Below are 19,505 nucleotides of genomic sequence, written 5' to 3'. Positions count from 1 at the left end.
TCAGCGCACTCCTTCGGTGATGTCGATCGACTGGCCGTCAGCCAGACGAACGATCGCCTTCTTCACGTCCGAGCGAGTGTAGGGCTTGCCCTTCCACTTCTTCGTCTTGCCCTTGGCGACCAGCGTGTTCACGCTCTTGACGGTCACGCCCCAGAGCGCTTCGACGGCCGCCTTGATCTCCGGCTTGGTCGCATCATTGGCGACCTTGAAGACTACGGCGTTGTTTTCGGAGAGAAGGGTCGACTTCTCGGTGATGACCGGGGCGACGACGACGTCATAATGACGGTTATCGACCTTCGCGGCTTCTTTCTTAGCCATTGAAACGCGCCTCCAGCTTTTCGACCGCGGCGCGCGTCAGCACCAGCGAATCCGCCCTCAGGATGTCGTAGACGTTGGCGCCAACGGCCGGCAGCAGGTTCACGCCGACGATGTTCGCCGAAGCCTTCGCGAAGCTGACGTTCACCGCGTCGCCGTCGATGAACAGCGCCTTGTTGAGGTTCAGCTTGGCGAGGTGCGCGACCAGAGCCTTGGTCTTGCCTTCCGCCACGTCGAGATTGTCGAGAACGATCAGCGAACCGTTCTTCGCCTTCGACGACAGGGCCATCTTGAGACCCAGTGCACGAACCTTCTTGTTGAGGTCGTGACCGAAGGTGCGGGCACGGGCACCGTGCGCCTTACCACCGCCGATGAACACGGGCGCCTTGCGGTCACCGTGACGGGCGGTGCCGCCACCCTTCTGGCGGCCGAACTTCTTGCCGGTGCGGGCAACGTCCGAACGCTCGCGGGTAGCGCGGGTCGGAGCCCGGCGCTTCTCGAGCTGCCAGAGGACGACGCGGTGCAGGATGTCGGTGCGGGGCTCGACGCCGAAGACGGCATCGTTCAGTTCCACGTCACCAGCAGCCTGCGCGTCGAGGGTCTGTACATTGACCTTCATGATTAGCCCTCCTGGCCTTCGGTCGCTTCGGGAGCAGCCGCTTCTTCAGCGGGCGTCTCGGCCGGAGCGTTGTTGCTGTTGGCGGCAGCCTTGAGGCTCGCCGGATAAGGCGCATCCGCAGGACGCTTCACCTTGACGGCGTCGCTGACGGTCAACCAGGTGCCCTTGGCGCCCGGAACCGAACCCTTGACGAACAGCAGACCGCGCTCGACGTCGGTGCGTACGATTTCGAGGTTCTGCTGGGTCCGCTCGCGGTCACCCATGTGACCCGCCATCTTCTTGTTCTTGAAGACGCGGCCCGGATCCTGGCGGTTACCCGTCGAACCATGGGCACGGTGGCTGATGGACACGCCGTGGGTGGCGCGCATACCGCCGAAGCCCCAGCGCTTCATGGCACCGGCAAAACCCTTACCCTGGGTATGACCGGCGACATCGACCAGCTGGCCGGCGATGAAATGATCGGCCGCGATCTCGGCGCCGACATCGAGGAGAGCGTCCTCGGCGACACGGAATTCGACCAGGCGCGCCTTGGGCTCAACTTCCGCCTTGGCGAAGTGGCCGCGCTGCGGCTTGGCGACATTCTTGACCTTCGCGACACCCGCACCGAGCTGAACCGCGACATAACCGTCACGATCAACTTCCTTGCGGGCCACGACCTGATTGCCCTCAAGGGCCAGAACCGTAACCGGAACATGCCGTCCGTCCTCCTGGAACAGACGGGTCATCCCGACTTTCTTAGCGATCACGCCTGTGCGCATCACTGATTACTCCCATAGAGGCCCGCCTTAGCAGCGGGCGTATCCAACGAAAAAACCGCTCAGGATTCCTCCCTCGCGGCCAACCCAAATAACAATCACCCCGTCCGGGTTGGATGCCGACCCCTCCTCGGGACCAGCGACGGGGGACCAGGACCATGAGCCTTTCCGGTTCACCGGAGGGCCATGCGGTATCCCTTGTGTCGTTTGAGCTTCCGGTCTCCCGGAACGCCCGATACCCTGGGACCCTTGCGGGAAGCAGGGACTTGCCGGCTTAGGCCAGCTTGATTTCCACGTTCACGCCGGCAGCCAGGTCCAGCTTCATCAGCGCGTCGACCGTCTGCGGCGTCGGCTGCACAATGTCAAGCATGCGCTTGTAGGTGCGGACTTCGAACTGCTCGCGCGACTTCTTGTCGATGTGCGGACCACGGTTGACCGTGAACTTTTCGATGCGCGTCGGAAGGGGAATCGGACCGCGGATAAGGGCGCCGGTGCGGCGGGCGGTGTCGGCGATGTCGCCGGTCGCCTGATCGAGCACGCGATGATCGAACGCCTTGAGGCGAATGCGGATGTTGCTGTCCATAGTTCCTGTACCGATGCGAAAGAGCCAAAACTCAGAGCATTTTCAGAAATCAGCTGGAGCAGCCGATGACTTGTGAAAATGCACCAACAAAAAATATCCGCCCCCTTTATTGCCCTTCTAGCTCAGTTGAGCCGGAGAAAGGCGATCCGGGGCGGCAGAAATTCCGAGCGGCGCGAATCAGGCGATTCGCGCCGCTGCGGTCCTATATTACTTCGAGATCGTGCCGACAACCCCGGCGCCGACGGTCCGGCCGCCTTCACGGATGGCGAAGCGCAGACCCGAGTCCATCGCGATCGGCGCGATGAGCTTGATGTTCAGCTTCACGTTGTCGCCGGGCATGACCATCTCAGTGCCCTCGGGGAGGATCACTTCGCCGGTCACGTCGGTGGTGCGGAAGTAGAACTGCGGGCGATAGTTCGCGAAGAACGGGGTGTGACGACCGCCTTCTTCCTTCGACAGGACATAGACTTCGGCGTCGAACTCGGTGTGCGGCGTAACCGAACCGGGCTTCGCCAGAACCTGGCCACGCTCCACGTCTTCACGGCCGACGCCACGAACCAGCGCACCGATGTTGTCGCCAGCTTCACCCTGGTCGAGCAGCTTGCGGAACATTTCGACGCCCGTGACCGTGGTCTTGCGGGTGTCGCGGATGCCGACGATTTCGACTTCTTCGCCAACCTTGACGATGCCGGTTTCGACGCGGCCGGTCACCACGGTGCCGCGACCCGAGATCGAGAACACGTCTTCGATCGGCATCAGGAACGGCTTGTCAACCGGACGCTCCGGCTGCGGGATGAACGAGTCAACGGCAGCCATCAGCTTCAGAACGGCTTCGCGACCGATTTCGTCGTTCGAACCGTCCAGCGCCTTCACGGCCGAGCCGGGGATGACGGGGATGTTGTCGCCGTCGAAGTCGTAGGACGACAGCAGCTCGCGGATTTCCAGCTCGACCAGCTCGAGGATTTCCGGATCGTCAACCAGATCGACCTTGTTCATGAACACGACCAGCTGGGGAACGCCGACCTGCTTGGCGAGCAGGATGTGCTCACGGGTCTGCGGCATCGGGCCGTCGGTGGCCGAAACGACGAGGATGGCGCCGTCCATCTGGGCCGCACCGGTGATCATGTTCTTGACGTAGTCAGCGTGACCCGGGCAATCGACGTGCGCGTAGTGGCGGGCTTCGGTCTCATACTCAACGTGAGCCGTCGAGATGGTGATGCCGCGCTCGCGCTCTTCGGGAGCCTTGTCGATGTTGGCATAGTCAACGAAGGTTGCGCCGCCGGTTTCGGCGAGAACCTTGGTGATCGCCGCGGTCAGCGAGGTCTTGCCATGGTCGACGTGACCGATGGTGCCGATGTTGCAGTGCGGCTTGTTCCGCTCAAACTTAGCCTTAGCCATTTTTTCCTACCTTCTAATCAAATCAGCTTTGGTCTGACCGCTCGGCCGCGCCTCGCGAAGGCGCGTCCATAGCAGCAAATTCACAGATTACCAGCCCCTAACCGAGCCGTTTGCACGGCCCGGCCAAGGAAAATCATCAGGCCATCTTCGCCTTGACTTCGTCCGCCACATTCTGCGGCACTTCGTCATAATGGGAGAAGATCATCGAGTAGTTCGCGCGGCCCTGGGTGAAGGAACGCAGCGAGTTCACATAGCCGAACATGTTGGCCAGCGGCACCATCGCCTCGACCACCTGCGCGTTGCCGCGCGTGTCGGTGCCCTGGATCTGGCCGCGACGGCTGTTCATGTCGCCGATGACGTCGCCCAGATATTCTTCCGGGGTAACGACTTCGACCTTCATGACCGGCTCGAGCAGGGTGATGCCCGACTTCTGCGCCGCTTCGCGCATTGCGCCACGAGCACAGATTTCGAACGCCAGAGCCGACGAGTCGACGTCATGGTAGGCGCCGTCATAGAGCACGATGTCGAAGTCGATGATCGGGAAGCCGATCAGCGAACCGGTCGCAGCCGTCTCGCGGAAGCCCTTTTCGATCGCGGGGATATATTCCTTGGGAATATTGCCGCCCTTGATCTCGTCCTTGAACTGGATGCCCGCTCCGCGCTCGCCCGGCGTCAGCTTCACCTTGACGCGGCCGAACTGGCCGGTGCCGCCCGACTGCTTCTTATGGGTGTAGTCGATGTCGACGGGCTTCTTGAGATATTCGCGATAGGCCACCTGCGGCGCACCGACATTCGCCTCGACCTTGAACTCGCGCTTCATGCGGTCGACCAAGATTTCGAGGTGAAGTTCGCCCATGCCCTTGATGATGGTCTGGCCCGATTCGTGGTCGGTCGTGACGCGGAAGGACGGATCCTCGGCGGCCAGGCGGTTGAGCGCGACGCCCATCTTTTCCTGGTCGGCCTTGGTCTTGGGTTCAACAGACAGTTCGATCACCGGCTCGGGGAATTCCATCCGCTCCAGGATGATCGGCTGGCGCTCGGCGCACAGCGTATCGCCGGTGGTGGTTTCCTTCATGCCGGCCAGCGCGACGATATCGCCGGCATAAGCCGCATCAATGTCTTCACGGCTGTTGGCATGCATCAGCAGCATGCGGCCGATCTTTTCCTTCTTGTCCTTGACCGAGTTCAAGTAGGTGCCCTTGGTGAGCGTACCCGAATAAACGCGCAGGAAGGTCAGCGAACCGACGAAAGGATCGTTCATGATCTTGAACGCCAGGCCCGAGAAGGGCGCATCGTCTGACGTAGCGCGGCTGTCGGGCTCTTCGCTGTCGGGGTTGATGCCCTGAACGTCCTCAATGTCGAGCGGCGAAGGCAGATAATCCACGACCGCGTCGAGCAGAGGCTGAACGCCCTTGTTCTTGAACGCCGAACCGCACAGCACCGGCACGAAGGCCTGACCCAACGTACCCTTGCGGATCAGCTTCTTGAGCGTCGCGGTGTCAGGCAGGTTGCCTTCCAGATAGGCTTCCATCGCCTCGTCGTCCTGTTCGACGGCGAGTTCGATCAGCTTTTCGCGATATTCGGCGGCCTTGTCGGCCATGTCGGCCGGAATCTCTTCATAGGTGAACTCAGCACCCAGATTCTCATCCTTCCAGATGATGGCGCGGTTCTCGACCAGATCGACCAGGCCCTTGAAGTCCGATTCTGCGCCGATGGGGAGATACAGGACAGCCGGGGTCGCGCCAAGGCGATCGATGATCGTCTGCACGCAATAATAGAAATTGGCGCCGGTGCGGTCGAGCTTGTTGATGAAGCACATGCGCGGCACGCGATACTTGTCGGCCTGGCGCCACACGGTTTCCGACTGCGGTTCAACGCCAGCAACGCCGTCGAATGCAGCGACCGCACCGTCGAGCACGCGGAGCGAACGTTCAACTTCGATGGTGAAGTCGACGTGGCCGGGGGTGTCGATGATGTTCAGGCGATGCTCAGGACCCTTGCCCTCTTCGGCCTTCCACACACAAGTGGTAGCCGCAGACGTGATGGTGATACCACGCTCCTGCTCCTGCTCCATCCAGTCCATGGTGGCGGCGCCGTCATGGACTTCGCCGATCTTGTAGGACTTGCCGGTGTAATAAAGGATACGCTCGGTCGTGGTGGTCTTGCCGGCGTCGATATGCGCCATGATACCGAAATTGCGATAGCGTTCGAGCGGATGGCTGCGGGCCATGATGCTTCTCCGTTGCCGGCGCACCGGCGGTGAGTGAGTGAGTCTTGCGGCTGGCCCCTAAACCAATCCGTCCGCCATGGGTAGCCCCACGGCGAACGGACCGATTGTCAAAACCAGAAATGACGAAACGGGCACACAAGCGCCCGCCCCGATATTACCAGCGGTAGTGCGAGAAGGCGCGGTTCGCTTCCGCCATGCGGTGCGTGTCTTCGCGCTTCTTGACGGCATTGCCGCGGTTGTTGGCAGCGTCCAGCAGCTCACCCGACAGGCGAGCAGCCATGGTGGTTTCGCTGCGGTTGCGCGATGCCGTGATCAGCCAGCGGATCGCCAGCGCCTGGGCGCGCTCGGGGCGCACTTCGACGGGGACCTGGTAGGTCGCACCGCCAACGCGGCGGCTGCGGACTTCGATGCCGGGCTTCACATTGTTCAGCGCATCATGGAACATGCCGATCGGGTCCTTCTTGGACTTCGCTTCGACAGTCTCGAGTGCACCGTAAACGATGGACTCAGCGACGGCCTTCTTGCCGTCCTGCATGATGCTGTTCATGAACTTCGACAGCACGATATCACCGAACTTGGGATCGGGCAGGATAACGCGCTTTTCGGGGCGACGACGACGTGACATATTCTAGTCTCCCTTACTTCGGACGCTTCGCGCCGTACTTCGAACGGCTCTGCTTACGGTCCTTGACGCCCTGGGTATCCAGAACGCCGCGCAGCACATGGTAGCGCACACCGGGAAGGTCGCGTACGCGGCCGCCACGGATCAGCACAACGCTGTGCTCCTGAAGGTTGTGGCCTTCACCCGGAATGTAGGTGATGACTTCGCGCTGGTTGACAAGACGCACCTTCGCCACCTTACGGAGAGCCGAGTTCGGCTTCTTCGGGGTCGTCGTGTAAACACGGGTGCAAACGCCGCGCTTTTGCGGGTTCGCTTCCATTGCAGGGACCTTCGACTTGGTCTTCTGCAGCTCGCGGCCCTTGCGGACCAGCTGGTTGATTGTTGGCATGAAGCCCTTCACCTTTTCAGTTACTTTACCGCAAGCATTCCCGCGTTCTTCACGGCCTGAAAAGAATGACCTTTCAAACAGCAAAGGCCCCGACGGGAGTACCCGTCTGGAGCCGCAAGAGCACCGGCAATGTTCAGCTCTATGTCGCCTGGCACGTCACCAACCAGAAAGACCGAATCTTTGCAGGTGGATCGCCGCTGGGCAGGCGCGCCTATAGCGAGGCACGGTAATCCGGTCAAGAACGGCGGCGCGCCACCCTGTTTCGGCTTCGTTCCAAGATGGTGAAGCCTTCATTAGCAGATTGATAACCGACACTATTCTATTGATTTCCAGTGGCGCCACCGGGAGCGCCGACGTGGATTGGCCGTGACCCATCTTTCTCTCTTTTCAGGTGAGTTTCTCAGCCGGACACAGGAAGCCGCTTTTCAAGCAGAGCGCCTCACCGAGTCGCGTCGGCACGCCCGTATACTCTTCATCTGCTCGGCCATACTGAACGCGCTTTTCCTGCTGAGTGATTGGCGCTTTTTCGGCACGCCTCATTTCTGGATCGCAGTACCGGCGCGCGTCATTGTGGTGCTATGGTCACTTGGATGCCTGTATTTCAGCCGGAAGCTGAACTCCTTCCAGAAGGTCGAGCGGCTCTGCTTCGCCTGGCAGATCGTAACCACAATCGGCGTGGCGTTCCTGGTCAGTTCCCGCAGTGATATCGCGATTTTCGTGCTCGTCATGCTGCCGCTGATCTTTTACCTGGGCGTGCCTACCAGCTTCCGGGGCAATTTCGGCGGCGGGCTGGGATGTGGAGTCGCGCTGCTCATCGGCTATCTGGCGCCTGCGCCCTTATCCCCCACCGCCCCCGGCATGATCATGGCCGTGCTGATCCTTCATTGCGGCATGTGGATCACGATCATGCGAACCAATCGCCTCCAGCGTCTGGAGTGGATGGCGAGCCAGGCGGCCGGTGCGGCGCGAGCCGCGTTGGCGCGCAACAGCGAAACACTCGAGCGCATGTTCATGAGCGTACCCATACCGCTGCTGGTCACGCGTCAGGACGGCACAGTAATCCGCTTCAACACTGCTGCTGCTCAGGCCTTCGGATCAGACGGCGACATTTCGCGCGTTCACCTGCTTGGCGAGGGCTCCGCTGCGCAAGCGAGCCTGCAGGACCAGATCGCAAGCGGAGATGCGCTCAACAATCAGGAATGCCGGATCGTCGGACAAGATGCGGTGGTCCACGATGTGTTGCTCGCGACGCGCCCGATTCAGATAGACGACGAAGACTGCATCCTTTCCAGTATCGTCGATATCACAGACCGCAAGGATGCCGAGCGGCATCTGGCCCATCTTGCCATGACCGACGCGCTGACAGGCTTGGCAAATCGCTCGCATTTCATGGCGACGCTGGCGCAGGCGGCAAGTGCGACAGGCCATGCGGGCGGACAGATGGCCGTTGTGCTGATCGACGTCGATGAGTTCAAACGGATAAACGACAGTGCCGGGCATGCGGTCGGCGATGCGCTCCTTTGCGCTGTAGCCGAACGCCTGCGGCGCGCAGTGCGGCCGGGAGATCTGGTTGCGCGCATGGGAGGCGATGAATTTGCCGTGCTGTTGACGCGTCTGCGCAATGGACCGGATCTGGAAGCGATCCTGGCGCGCATGATGGCTCAACTTCATCAGCCACTCGCCTACGGCCATCGTGACGTCGATTGCCGTGTCAGCATGGGCGTCGCACTTTTTCCGGAACATGCCGGGGACATTGCGGACCTTATAAAATTCGCGGACATCGCCCTGTATGAAGCGAAAAATGGCGGACGAGGGCGCGCGTGCCTGTTCGAGCCCTCGCTGCTCGAACGCTGGCAACAGGAAGCCCGAATGCTGGATCGCGCACGCCACGCCTTGGTCCATGCCCCACCCGTCCCCTGGTATCAGCCCAAGATCGATCTATCGACGGGCGCCATCATCGGCTTCGAGGCGCTGCTGAGATGCGTTCATAATGACGGCTCAGTCATCATGCCGTCCGAGATTGCCGCTGCGTTCGAACATTCCGAGCTAGGCCGGACAATCAACGAGCGGATGCTGGATCGGATTCTGGTCGACTGTCGACGCTGGCAGGATCAGGGACTGGATTTCGGTCATGTCGCCATCAATGTGCCAGGGGTAGAGCTTCACGACAGCAGCTTCCCTGATCGATTGCTCTCCCGACTCGCCACGACGGGTGTATCCACTGCAAGGATCGAATTGGAGGTGACGGAGTCGGTTTTTCTTGGCCGGAATGCGGAGGTCGTGGAACGCAGTCTTCATCAATTGAGTACAGCGGGTCTGTCCATCGCGCTGGATGATTTCGGCACCGGCTATGCGTCACTTTCGCATCTGAAGCAGTTTCCAATAGATATCATCAAGATAGATCAGCGTTTCGTCCGGGACCTGGAAACCGATCCGGATGACGCCGCCATTGTGCGAACGCTGCTGAATCTTGCCTACAGCCTTGGTATTCGAACGGTCGCCGAGGGCGTCGAGAACGTCCATCAGGTTGATTATCTGCGTGCGGGTGGGTGCCATTATGCACAGGGCTTTCATTTCGGCGCAGCCGTCCCGGCTAGCGAAGTTCCCGCTCTGCTGGGGTTGCATGTCGAAGCCCGTCCCACCGAGGCATAATTTTTACTTTTCGTCAGGAACCAGAACGGTCGAAGCACGTTTCGCCCCGATCTGATTTCGACTCGTCACGAGTCCGCGTTGGCGGATTCGCGTGCTGCCCTTCCCTTTGCTAACGGCCCGATTCTCTAAGAATTGAGCACGGGGTCGTCATTGTTGCAGCGGTTTAGGTTAGGCATTTTCAGCCTATGGGCGAGGATTGCCGCTTTGTGCCCGGAGCGGCAATTCATCTTCCAGTCTGGCGGAAAGCGGCAGCGTGTCCGCATCTCAAGCCGCGCCCAGGTATCGACCGCTCTCTTATCCGCAGCGCTCCTGATCGGTGCGGCTACGCTGGCTCTTTCGCTTTCGTGGAATCGGTCTGAAATGGAGAGGGAAAGCGCCGCAATTGATGCGAAGGCCAGGGCGTTAGCTGATGCCGCTGGCAAAGCGGAAAGCTATAGGAAATCCGTTGAACAACGTGCGCGCGACCTGGAAGAGCGGCAAGATTTCATGGATGATCTCTACCGCGCTCATTTTGGCGAGGATGCTTCCCAAACCAGTGGGGAACTGACAGGCCCGTCCGCACAAGCTTCGGCGCAAGGCGAGACCGATGCATCAAAGGCGCGCATCAGCGCCGCGCAAGACATTCGCCCTCTGGGAGCGATTGACGCAAGACAGCGCCGGTTCGCGGAGCTCCTTACTCATGCGGTCAAGCGCCGGGCAGACGAAACGGCGCATGCAATTCGCCGCCTGGGTCTTAATCCCGACCTATTGGCGCGTGCCGCTCCCCGTGCGCAAGGCGGTCCCTTCGTGCCCTGGCGTGATGCGCAGAGGCCGATGCCCCGGGAATTTGAGCGTCTTGCCGACGCTCTTTCCCGGATGGAATCCTTGGAGACCAGTCTTAAGACCATTCCATCTGGCCTCCCAACGATGGCCCCGATGCAATCCAGTTCCTATGGCTATCGCCGCGATCCGTTCAATGGCCATGCCGCATTCCACGCGGGTATCGACTTTCCCGGCCGTCACGGCGAACCCATATTGGCCGCCGCGACAGGCAGGGTCAGCTTCGTTGGTCAGCGGAGCGGCTATGGCAATGTGGTGGAGATCACCCATAGTAACGGCTTGATGACGCGATATGCCCATCTGTCCGGTTTCAATGCCCGTACTGGGCAACAGGTCATGCGTGGACATCAGATCGCGCGCATGGGTTCAACCGGCCGATCAACGGGTGACCACCTCCATTTCGAAGTGCGCTTGAAGGGGGAGCCCGTCAATCCGCGACCTTTCCTGGAAGCTGCCCGAAACGTTCGGCAAGTGGCCGCTGCCCGGAATGCTGATATCCGAAGCCGCAGTTGATACTCCGCGACTTCAACGGTCGATAGTCCGGCGGTTTCACTCATGAGCATCAGGTTAGCCGAACCGGTTCGCGTCAGTTGACTGGCGCCCGTCGCCTGTAGCTGAGCGCTTCTGCCACATGTACGCGGCCGACCTGTTCCGCTCCAGCGAGGTCGGCGATCGTGCGGGCTACGCGCAATACCCGCGTATAGCCCCGGGCAGAGAGCTTCATCGCCGCCGCCGCCTGCGCCAGCAGTTCCCGCCCAGCAGCATCAGGACCGGCAACTTCCTCAAGCCGCTCTCCATCGACTTCCGCATTGGTTCGCACGCGGGTTCCGGCATAGCGCTGCGTCTGGCGGTCGCGCGCGGCCGCCACCCTGCCCGCCACCTCCACCGAACCTTCAGTGGGGGGAGGCAGAACGAGATCTGCCGCCGTTACCGCCTGAACCTCGACATGCAGATCGATACGGTCAAGCAGTGGCCCCGAAACCTTCGCCTGATAGTCCGCGGCACAGCGCGGCGCGCGTGAGCAGGCGAGAGCTGGATCAGCAAGATGGCCGCAACGGCAAGGGTTCATCGCGGCAACAAGTTGGACTCGCGCCGGGAAGGTCACATGGGCATTGGCGCGAGCAACCGTAACCTCGCCCGTTTCCAGCGGTTGACGCAATGAATCGAGTACGGTGCGCTGAAACTCGGGCAGTTCGTCGAGGAAGAGGACACCAAGGTGCGCCATGCTGACCTCGCCCGGTCGTGCCTTATGCCCGCCGCCGACCAACGCTGCCATCGATGCACTATGATGTGGACTACGAAATGGCCGTGCCCGGCTGATGCGACCGCCTTCCAGTGATCCCGCAACGCTTGCCACCATAGACGTTTCCAGCGCTTCGGCCGGGGTGAGTTGCGGCAGGATACCGGGCAGGCAACTTGCCATGAGCGACTTGCCTGCGCCCGGCGGCCCCACCATCAAAAGATTATGGCCTCCGGCTGCGGCAATCTCCAGCGCACGCTTGGCCGTTTCCTGTCCCTTCACTTGGCGCAGATCTGCCGTACGATGCGGAACGTCCACGACGCCCGGCTGTGGCGGGGAAAGCGCGGCATTGCCTTTGAAGTGGTTGAGCAAACTCAGAAGGTCCGGGGCGGCGATGACCTCCACCTGGCCCGCCCAGGCTGCTTCCGGTCCCTGAGCGACCGGGCAGATGAGGCCCAACTCCTTTTCGCCAGCGTGTAATGCGGCGAGCAGCACGCCGGGGGTGGAAGCGATGCGGCCATCAAGCCCCAATTCTCCCACGACGACATAGCCAGACAGCGTCTCCGCATCGATCACCCCCATGGCGCCGAGCAGCGCAAGTGCAATGGGGAGATCGAAATGCGATCCTTCCTTGGGAAGGTCCGCAGGTGAAAGATTTACCGTGATACGCTTGGGCGGAAGGGACAGGCCGATCGCGGCGATGGCATTGCGCACCCGCTCGCGGCTTTCCGCCACCGCCTTGTCCGGCAAGCCGACGAGGATGAAGTTCGGAAGGCCCGGAACGAGTTGGCACTGCACCTCCACGCTGCGCGCGTCCAGCCCGAGATAGGCGACCGTCGATACCGTCGAAACCAATGTGCCCCCATTTTCTGAAAAACGCTGCGCGTGGCTGCGTCAGCCCTGTTCTTCGGGCCGTCCCTTAAAACCCTGCGCCACGACATACCATTCCACGCTGCCTTTGCGGCTGGCGGGCGGCTTCGCGTGCTTGATCGTCGTAAAATGCTTTTTCAACACCGCAAGCAGATCAGCATCAGTCCCGCCCGCGAACACCTTGGCCACGAACGTTCCGCCTTTGCGGAGATTCTCTACTGCAAACCAGGCCGCTGCCTCGACCAGGGCCATGGTGCGCAGGTGATCGGTCTGCGGATGGCCAACCGTGTTCGCGGCCATGTCGGAAATCACGAGATCAGGCGCGTCGCCCAGAGCTTCGGCCAGAGCAGCGGGCGCCTTATCATCCATGAAGTCCATCTGGAACAGCGTGACGCCGGGGATAGGGTCCGTCGGCAGCAGGTCTATGCCCACGACCTTCGCCTTGGGCGAGAGCTTGCGCACCACCTGCGCCCAGCCACCGGGCGCGACGCCCAGATCGACGACGGCGCGTGACCCCTTCACGAAATGGAACTTCTCATCCAGTTCGATCAGCTTGAATGCGGCCCGACTTCTCCACCCCTCCGCCTTTGCCTTGCGAACATAGGGGTCGTTCAGCTGCCGTTCCAGCCAGCGGGTGGATTGCGCCGTCCGCCCTTTTGCCGATTTGACCCGAACCTTGCCGGCGCCCGCGCCTCTCACATCATTGCTCCATCGCGATCCATAAGGCCGCGCAATATACCCTCGCGAATGCCGCGATCAGCCACGCCCAACCGCTCGGCGGGCCAGATGTCCAGGATAGATTCCAGGATGGCGCATCCGGCCACTACCAGATCGGCTCGCTCAGAACCAATACATGGTAATTTCTGCCGTTCGGCCAACGACATGGTGGATAGCCTGCCTGAAATCGACCGCATCGATGTCGAGGGCACAATCAGCCCATCGATCGCTTGCCGATCGTAGCGCGGCAGATTGAGATGCACGCTGGCGAGCGTCGTCACCGTGCCCGATGTACCCAGCAAACGTATCGAGGAAGTTTGTCGCGGCAAGCGGCGGGCGAGTGGTGCAAAGGCATCCGCCACACGCGACCGCATTCGGCCGTAGGCAGCCAGGCGTTCGTTCTGATCCGCATGATCGAACAACTCGCTTTCGGTAAGCGACACCACGCCCCATGGCGCGCTGACCCAATCCACGATGTGCGGCGCTCCCGCCCGATTTGCATCAACCAGCACCAGTTCGGTCGATCCACCGCCGATGTCGAAGATCAATGCAGGGCCATCGCCTGGCTCCAGCAGCGCGTGACAGCCCATGACGGCAAGCCGCGCCTCTTCCTGCGCACTGATGATGTCGAGAGCGATCCCCGTCTCCCGATAGACGCGCTGGATGAACTCCGCGCCATTAACAGCACGGCGACATGCCTCGGTCGCGACAGACCGTGCCAGCGTCACATGCCTTCGCCGCAGCTTGTCAGCGCATACGGAAAGCGCGGCAATCGCTCGGTCGATCGCGGCATCGCTGATCCGCCCTGTCGCAGCCAGCCCTTCGCCCAATCGCACGATACGGGAAAAGGCATCGACGACGATGAAGCCGTCAGCCGATGGCTTGGCAATCAGCAATCGGCAATTGTTGGTGCCCAGATCTATCGCAGCATAAGACCGCCTGCCACGCGGCGGATGAGGCAATGAGCCCCGCTGCTTCGACGGGGGAGGTATGGCCGCAGCCGTGCTCCCATTACCCTGGCCGGAGCGGGCAGCTTTGCCCGAAACACCCCCGGCGGGACCGGAACTCTGCGGCGATGGGCGGCTTTGCTGCACCATGGCCGGATCAACTTCTCTTCTTCGCCGACACCGACAGGTGGCGGAACTTGATGCCAAACTATGCGGATGCCGCGCAAAGCGCAAGACGGCGCCAGAAAAGCCAATGACATAGTGCGCTGGCGAGCGCCGCACCTGTCAAAGCGGGAGCAAGGCCGCCACGATCCAGCGCTCTTCTGCCCGCAACACGCCCCAGGCGCGGGCTGCGGCACGGCTGTCCATCACTTCCACGCCGATGCCCATATTTTCGAGTTCGCGAACGAAAACCCGGGGCGGCTGACGCAAACCTCCCCCGGTACCAAGCAAGAGAAATTCGGGCAGGGGGTCGATCGTCAGAAGATCACCCAAAGAGGCAAGCGTTAGCTGCTCAGGAGAAGGCGCCCCGCTCCACTTCGATGCGCGGACCGGGGTGAGCAGCAGCCCTTCAGGGAAGACGTCATCCCTGACGCGAAAGCCTCTTCCGGAAAAGCCGGTTACGATCGGCCCCTGCCCCGTCTCATCACGGCGGACCTCGATACCAGTGCGCTTGTCGGTCAGGGCCGCGCCCCGTCATCACGCGGACCCATGCGCTCTGCCTGCGCGGCGATGTTCGACTTGCTCGCTTTCCGGTCTGCGACCTGCGGCGAGAGCCCCAATGTGATCAACAGTGACGACGAAACATATACCGACGAATAGGTGCCGACGATGATACCCAACATCATGGCTGCGGTGAAGCCACGCAGCACATGGCCGCCGAACAGCAACAGCGCGCCCAGTGCGAGCATGATCGTGACCGAGGTCATCACGGTTCGAGGCAGCGTTTCGTTGACCGAAAGGTCGATAAGCGCCTTCATATCCATCTTGCGATATTTCCGCATATTTTCGCGGATACGGTCGTCGATCACCATCTTGTCATTAATCGAATAGCCAACGATCGTGAGAACCGCAGCCACGATATTCAGGTCGAATTCCAGCTGGGTGATCGCGAAGAAGCCGAGCGTCATAAGAACGTCGTGCATGATCGCCACGAAGGTCGATACGCCGAACTGCCATTCATAGCGGAACCAGGAGAAGATCGCGATACCGATCACCGCCAGCATCACCGCCAGCACGCCATTCTGGATCAATTCGCCCGACACCTTGCCCGACACAGTGTCGTAGCGGGAGAAGGTAACACCGGGAAATTCAGCGGTGAGCGCCTTGCGCGCCTTTTCCACGATGGCATTGGCCGCGCCTGCTCCGCCCTCTTCGGGTAGCGGCAGACGGATTTGCACGGTTTTGGGATCGCCGAACTGTTGCAGCGATCCGTCGCCTACTCCGAGCCCGTCAATCGTCGTGCGAACCCGATCGAGCTGCGCCGGTTGCTGGAACCGGGCCTCTATCATCAGGCCGCCGACGAAATCGACGCCAAGGTTGAGCCCACGATGGATCGTCGCGCCCACGGCGAGCACGGTCAGCAGCGCGGTAAGGGCGAACGCCCAATGGCGCAGCTTCACGAAGCCAATGTTGGTATTGTCGGGGACGAGTTTAAGAAGTTTCATGGGTTTTCTCCCGGCCCCTTAAATGTGGATCTCGGTCGGGCGCTTGGCACGAAGCCAGCGAGACGCGAGCAGGCGGGTGAAGGTGACGGCGGTGAACACGCTGGTCGCGATGCCGATCAATAGCACGATCGCGAAGCCCTTGACCGGGCCGGAGCCGAGCGCGAGCATGATGCCGCCAGCAATGGCGTGAGTCACGTTCGCTTCGAAAATCGTCCGGCTCGCTTCCTTGTAACCGAACTCGATCGCCTGAACCACGCCGCGCCCGCGCCTTCGTTCTTCGCGGATGCGCTCATATATTAGGACGTTGGCATCGACGGCCGTGCCGATGGTCAGGACGAAGCCCGCGATTCCCGGCAGCGTCAGCGTCGCCCCCAGCATTCCCATGACGCCAAGGATGACGAGCACGTTGATGGCGACCGCCAGGTTCGCATACATGCCAAAGCGGCCGTAGCTGGCGAACATGAAGATGGCGACCGCCGCTACCGCGATCACTGAAGCCAGCAATCCGGCGCGGATTGAATCGGCGCCGAGCTGTGGGCCAACGGTGCGCTCTTCCACTACGGTCAGGGCGACTGGCAGCTTGCCCGATCGCAGGGCGATGGCGAGCTGGTTGGCGCTTTCAACGGTGAAATTGCCGCTGATCTGGGCGGAGCCACCGAGGATCGGTTCATTGATGTTGGGTGCCGACAGGACTTGGCCGTCCAGGATGATGGCAAAGGGCCGGTTGACATTCTGGGACGTCACCTGGCCGAACTTGCGCCCGCCTGACCCATTGAAGCGGATGTTGACGATCGCCTGGTTGCTCTGGTCGTAGCCCTGCGTCGCGTCGGTCAGGTCTTCGCCGGACACCATGACCTGGCGCTTGACCGCGATCGCCGGAACGCCGGATGGGTTGCCCGGATAAGGAAGCACTTCGCTGCCGACCGGCGCGCGGCCCTGAGCAACCTCCGACGGATTGGCACTGGTATCGACCAGCTTGAATTCCAGCTTGGCGGTCTGGCCGAGCAGGTCCTTCAATGCCTTCGGATTCTGAAGGCCAGGCACCTGCACGACAATGCGATTGCCGCCCTGCTGCTGGATGGTCGGCTCGCGCGTGCCCATTTCGTCAATGCGCTTGCGGATGACTTCGGTTGCCACCTCCATCGCGCTCTTGACCGCATTGTCGATCCCCGCCTCGGTCGGCGTGATCACGATCGTCGAACTGTTGACCACCTCGACGTTGAAGTCCCGCTGCCCTGTGAGGCCCGCGCCCTGTGTCAGCGGACGGATACGCTCCACCGCAGCATCGACCTGCGAGGGATCGCGGACCATGAAGCTCAGCTTCCCGTCGCGGCTGGAAATGTCCCCGACCGAGATGCGCGGGCTGCCGCGGCGAAGCTCGGTGCGGACCTGTTCCTCCATGTTGGCTAGACGCTGCTTAGCCACGTCCTGCGTCGATGCTTCGAGCAGAAGATGGCTACCGCCCGAAAGGTCAAGGCCAAGATTCACTCGGGTCTGCATGAACCCGGGCAGCCGCTGCACTGCGGAGTCCGGCAGGAAGCTGGGGATCGCGCAGGCGATGCCGATCAACAGGGGCAGCAGGATCGCTGCGATAGTCCAGCGCGAGAAGTTCAGCATCGGCCGATCAGTCGTTCGCGGGCTTGGCGGTCGCCGGGTCGATGACATCGGTGAGCGTCGATTTGACCGCCTTCACCTTCATGCCCGGCGCCAGTTCGACATCAACGTAGAACTCGTCGACGCGGGCTACCTTGCCAACGAGTCCCCCGCCAGTCACGACCTGATCGCCCTTCTTGACGGCGCCGATCTTCGCCTTGTGTTCCTTCATCCGCTTCTGCTGAGGGCGGATCAGGAGGAAGTAGAAAACCACGAAGATGAGGACGAGCGGTGCCATCTGCACCAGCATGGAGGCACCGGACGACTGTTCGCCCGCGGTCTGGGCAAAGGCTGGGGTAATGAACATGGTGGGACTTTCGCCTTATCTCTTGTCCAGCCGCAGACAGGCAAATGCCTGCGGATCAAGGGCGCGCGGCTAACACAGATCGGGATCGGGAGGCAACATGATTAGGGAAGGAAGAAAGCGGCAAAAAGCGCGCGCCAACGCTTGCATGTTCTCAAACATGCTTCTATGTGCCGCCGCTCCGGTCGGGACGTAGCGCAGCCTGGTAGCGCATCACACTGGGGGTGTGGGGGTCGGAGGTTCGAATCCTCTCGTCCCGACCAAATTCATGAAGGAAATGGCGAAAAGAACGCGTTTTTGCGGGTTCGCCTTTCCTCCCCCGGCAAATCCTATTTTTCCTATTTTTGCGCCAGACGCGAAATTATGCTGTCCTACAGCTAACCAAATGGGATAAATGCCCTGCCTCATTCGACGAAGGAGGCGGGTTCATGGATATTTCGGCACTGATTGACGAGGTGATCGCGCGCGAAGGTGGCTATGGCCATCATCCGGCGGATCGCGGCGGACCCACGAATTTCGGGATCACGCAGACCGTCGCGCGGGCCAATGGCTATGCTGGCGACATGCGGAAATTGCCTCGGACGCTGGCCGAGACGATCTACCGAAGGCTTTATTGGGAACGGCCGGGCTATGCCTTTGTCGCGGAGGTCGCGCCGGACGTCGCCGCCGAATTGTTCGACAGCGCGGTGAATATGGGGCCGGGCACCGCCACCGGGTTCCTGCAACGTGCGCTCAACGCGCTTAATCGCAATCAGAAGGACTATCCCGACCTGAAGGTCGACCGCACGATCGGCGCGAAGACGTTGGCGGCGCTGCGCGCGTTCATGGCGCTGCGCGGGAAGGCAGGGGAGAAGGTGCTGCTAAAGGCGATCGAGGCCCTGCAGGGGGAGCGTTATCTGGCGCTGGCGGAGAGCAGACCCGCCAACGAGGCCTTCCTCTACGGCTGGCTGGCGAACCGTGTTGGTTAGAGATAGGACGGCAGCGAGCAACCGGAGGCGACGCGCCGATCGCTGGACGCTGTGGGCGCGGCCAGCCTTTCTTTACGTCATGTACGCCCTGCTGCTGTGGTCGGTGCCGGTGGGGCTGATCGGGGGTATGTGGCCGGAGGGCGCGGCGGCCATCGTCGGGGCGATGCGGGGCTATTTCGAGGCGCTGCCCGAGCCGCTCTATGCGCTGTTTGGCACGGGGTACCTTGGATATACGGCGGCGCGGACATGGGGGAAGGTTAAGGGCGTTGAGCGGTAGGAGGGGATTGTGCTTCGGATCAGGCGTTGCGCGACCCCCTCTCCCTAGCCCTCTCCCCTAAAGGAGAGAGGGAACTGGGTTGCACTTCAGCCCCATATCGGTTTGCGCTTAGGCCACAGAAATGAGAGGGGCCGCTGGGTAGATAAGTCCCAGCGGCCCATCATTGACATGGTCACAGCGGCCGGAAGTGCCGCCAAACGGAAACGTTGATCGCGCTATCTTTGCAGGCAAGGAAAGCCCGTTCGCGACTGGTCGCGGCAGAGGCTGTTTCAATGTCTGTAAAAACCGACGTTATGACGTCGCTCAGCGGCGCGTTTCCCGAATGGACTTGACCGACCTCACTGCTGAACCATGAGACATCGGATCACCTCCTTTCGCTTGTTAAAGCCCGCGCAGCCCGCCCTGGAAAACCGTTTTTGACCTGGCCACGACATGGACTGTGAATCAGACGGGAAGCATGATCAAGACTTGTAAAATTCTT

The 19,505-nt window shown here is 61.4% G+C and carries 20 protein-coding genes and 1 tRNA gene; 6 read left to right on the top strand and 15 right to left on the bottom strand.

Features of this window, described 5'->3' with window-relative positions; translation table 11 throughout:
- From ACZ5U1_RS12515 to rpsL, 8 genes are all read right to left on the bottom strand, one after another.
- On the bottom strand, positions 1 to 318 hold the full coding sequence (locus ACZ5U1_RS12515) for a 50S ribosomal protein L23 (protein ID WP_021239762.1): 318 nt from the start codon (positions 316 to 318) through the stop codon (positions 1 to 3).
- Positions 311 to 934: a 50S ribosomal protein L4 gene (gene rplD / locus ACZ5U1_RS12510; protein WP_464778685.1), complete on the bottom strand. Its 624-nt coding sequence runs from the start codon at positions 932 to 934 to the stop codon at positions 311 to 313. The genes ACZ5U1_RS12515 and rplD overlap by 8 nt, the downstream gene beginning before the upstream one ends.
- A 2-nt stretch (positions 935 to 936) precedes the next feature.
- A complete protein-coding gene (rplC, locus tag ACZ5U1_RS12505; RefSeq protein WP_464780046.1) occupies positions 937 to 1,692 on the bottom strand; it encodes a 50S ribosomal protein L3 in 756 nt (251 codons plus the stop codon).
- Between the two features lie 271 nt (positions 1,693 to 1,963).
- Complete coding sequence (gene rpsJ, locus ACZ5U1_RS12500) at positions 1,964 to 2,272, bottom strand: 30S ribosomal protein S10 (protein ID WP_007686587.1); 309 nt, start codon at positions 2,270 to 2,272, stop codon at positions 1,964 to 1,966.
- Between the two features lie 207 nt (positions 2,273 to 2,479).
- Positions 2,480 to 3,670 (bottom strand): elongation factor Tu, encoded by a 1,191-nt coding sequence (gene tuf / locus ACZ5U1_RS12495; RefSeq protein ID WP_464778684.1) that lies wholly within the window; start codon positions 3,668 to 3,670, stop codon positions 2,480 to 2,482.
- Positions 3,671 to 3,806: 136 nt separating this feature from the next.
- Positions 3,807 to 5,900 (bottom strand): elongation factor G, encoded by a 2,094-nt coding sequence (gene fusA, locus ACZ5U1_RS12490; RefSeq protein ID WP_464778683.1) that lies wholly within the window; start codon positions 5,898 to 5,900, stop codon positions 3,807 to 3,809.
- Positions 5,901 to 6,054: 154 nt separating this feature from the next.
- On the bottom strand, positions 6,055 to 6,525 hold the full coding sequence (gene rpsG, locus ACZ5U1_RS12485) for a 30S ribosomal protein S7 (RefSeq protein WP_013847768.1): 471 nt from the start codon (positions 6,523 to 6,525) through the stop codon (positions 6,055 to 6,057).
- Positions 6,526 to 6,538: 13 nt separating this feature from the next.
- Positions 6,539 to 6,910 (bottom strand): 30S ribosomal protein S12, encoded by a 372-nt coding sequence (rpsL, locus tag ACZ5U1_RS12480; RefSeq protein ID WP_007686591.1) that lies wholly within the window; start codon positions 6,908 to 6,910, stop codon positions 6,539 to 6,541.
- Between the two features lie 65 nt (positions 6,911 to 6,975).
- Between rpsL and ACZ5U1_RS12475 the strand changes: the two genes are divergently transcribed.
- From ACZ5U1_RS12475 to ACZ5U1_RS12465, 3 genes are all read left to right on the top strand, one after another.
- On the top strand, positions 6,976 to 7,140 hold the full coding sequence (locus tag ACZ5U1_RS12475) for a hypothetical protein (RefSeq protein ID WP_464778682.1): 165 nt from the start codon (positions 6,976 to 6,978) through the stop codon (positions 7,138 to 7,140).
- A gap of 136 nt (positions 7,141 to 7,276) precedes the next feature.
- Entirely contained in the window at positions 7,277 to 9,562 is a 2,286-nt protein-coding gene (locus tag ACZ5U1_RS12470) for a putative bifunctional diguanylate cyclase/phosphodiesterase (RefSeq protein ID WP_464778681.1), read from the top strand.
- 915 nt (positions 9,563 to 10,477) lie between these two features.
- Positions 10,478 to 10,894, top strand: coding sequence for a M23 family metallopeptidase (locus ACZ5U1_RS12465; RefSeq protein ID WP_464778680.1), 417 nt, complete (start codon positions 10,478 to 10,480; stop codon positions 10,892 to 10,894).
- 73 nt (positions 10,895 to 10,967) lie between these two features.
- On the opposite strand, the gene ACZ5U1_RS12460 is transcribed toward ACZ5U1_RS12465, so the two are convergent.
- The 7 genes from ACZ5U1_RS12460 to yajC form a co-directional block, all read right to left on the bottom strand.
- The gene (locus ACZ5U1_RS12460) at positions 10,968 to 12,476 is read right to left on the bottom strand and encodes a YifB family Mg chelatase-like AAA ATPase (protein ID WP_464778679.1); all 1,509 of its coding nucleotides are present in this window, start codon (positions 12,474 to 12,476) and stop codon (positions 10,968 to 10,970) included.
- Positions 12,477 to 12,515: 39 nt separating this feature from the next.
- Positions 12,516 to 13,190 (bottom strand): RlmE family RNA methyltransferase, encoded by a 675-nt coding sequence (locus ACZ5U1_RS12455; RefSeq protein WP_464778678.1) that lies wholly within the window; start codon positions 13,188 to 13,190, stop codon positions 12,516 to 12,518.
- Positions 13,187 to 14,305 carry a Ppx/GppA phosphatase family protein gene (locus tag ACZ5U1_RS12450; RefSeq protein ID WP_196225081.1) on the bottom strand — a complete coding sequence of 373 codons (1,119 nt, stop codon included), beginning with the start codon at positions 14,303 to 14,305 and terminating at the stop codon, positions 13,187 to 13,189. The genes ACZ5U1_RS12455 and ACZ5U1_RS12450 overlap by 4 nt, the downstream gene beginning before the upstream one ends.
- Positions 14,306 to 14,440: 135 nt before the next feature.
- A complete protein-coding gene (locus ACZ5U1_RS12445) occupies positions 14,441 to 14,782 on the bottom strand; it encodes an MTH938/NDUFAF3 family protein (RefSeq protein ID WP_464780045.1) in 342 nt (113 codons plus the stop codon).
- A 53-nt stretch (positions 14,783 to 14,835) separates the two neighbouring features.
- Complete coding sequence (gene secF / locus ACZ5U1_RS12440; RefSeq protein WP_464778677.1) at positions 14,836 to 15,822, bottom strand: protein translocase subunit SecF; 987 nt, start codon at positions 15,820 to 15,822, stop codon at positions 14,836 to 14,838.
- A gap of 18 nt (positions 15,823 to 15,840) precedes the next feature.
- Complete coding sequence (secD, locus tag ACZ5U1_RS12435; protein ID WP_464778676.1) at positions 15,841 to 17,439, bottom strand: protein translocase subunit SecD; 1,599 nt, start codon at positions 17,437 to 17,439, stop codon at positions 15,841 to 15,843.
- A 7-nt stretch (positions 17,440 to 17,446) separates the two neighbouring features.
- Positions 17,447 to 17,782: a preprotein translocase subunit YajC gene (gene yajC / locus ACZ5U1_RS12430; protein WP_464778675.1), complete on the bottom strand. Its 336-nt coding sequence runs from the start codon at positions 17,780 to 17,782 to the stop codon at positions 17,447 to 17,449.
- 183 nt (positions 17,783 to 17,965) lie between these two features.
- Between yajC and ACZ5U1_RS12425 the strand changes: the two genes are divergently transcribed.
- The 3 genes from ACZ5U1_RS12425 (at position 17,966) to ACZ5U1_RS12415 (ending at position 19,024) form a co-directional block, all read left to right on the top strand.
- Positions 17,966 to 18,042 (top strand) — tRNA-Pro (locus tag ACZ5U1_RS12425).
- A gap of 165 nt (positions 18,043 to 18,207) precedes the next feature.
- Positions 18,208 to 18,747 carry a glycoside hydrolase family 108 protein gene (locus ACZ5U1_RS12420; protein ID WP_464778674.1) on the top strand — a complete coding sequence of 180 codons (540 nt, stop codon included), beginning with the start codon at positions 18,208 to 18,210 and terminating at the stop codon, positions 18,745 to 18,747.
- Complete coding sequence (locus ACZ5U1_RS12415) at positions 18,740 to 19,024, top strand: 3TM-type holin (RefSeq protein ID WP_464778673.1); 285 nt, start codon at positions 18,740 to 18,742, stop codon at positions 19,022 to 19,024. Before ACZ5U1_RS12420 ends, ACZ5U1_RS12415 begins: the two co-directional genes overlap by 8 nt.
- Positions 19,025 to 19,505: the final 481 nt, after the last annotated feature.

It is taken from the genome of Sphingobium sp. TomTYG72 (genome assembly GCF_055394715.1).
The sequence above is the reverse complement of the archived record's forward strand: the minus strand, read 5'-3'. Positions and strand labels throughout refer to the sequence as shown.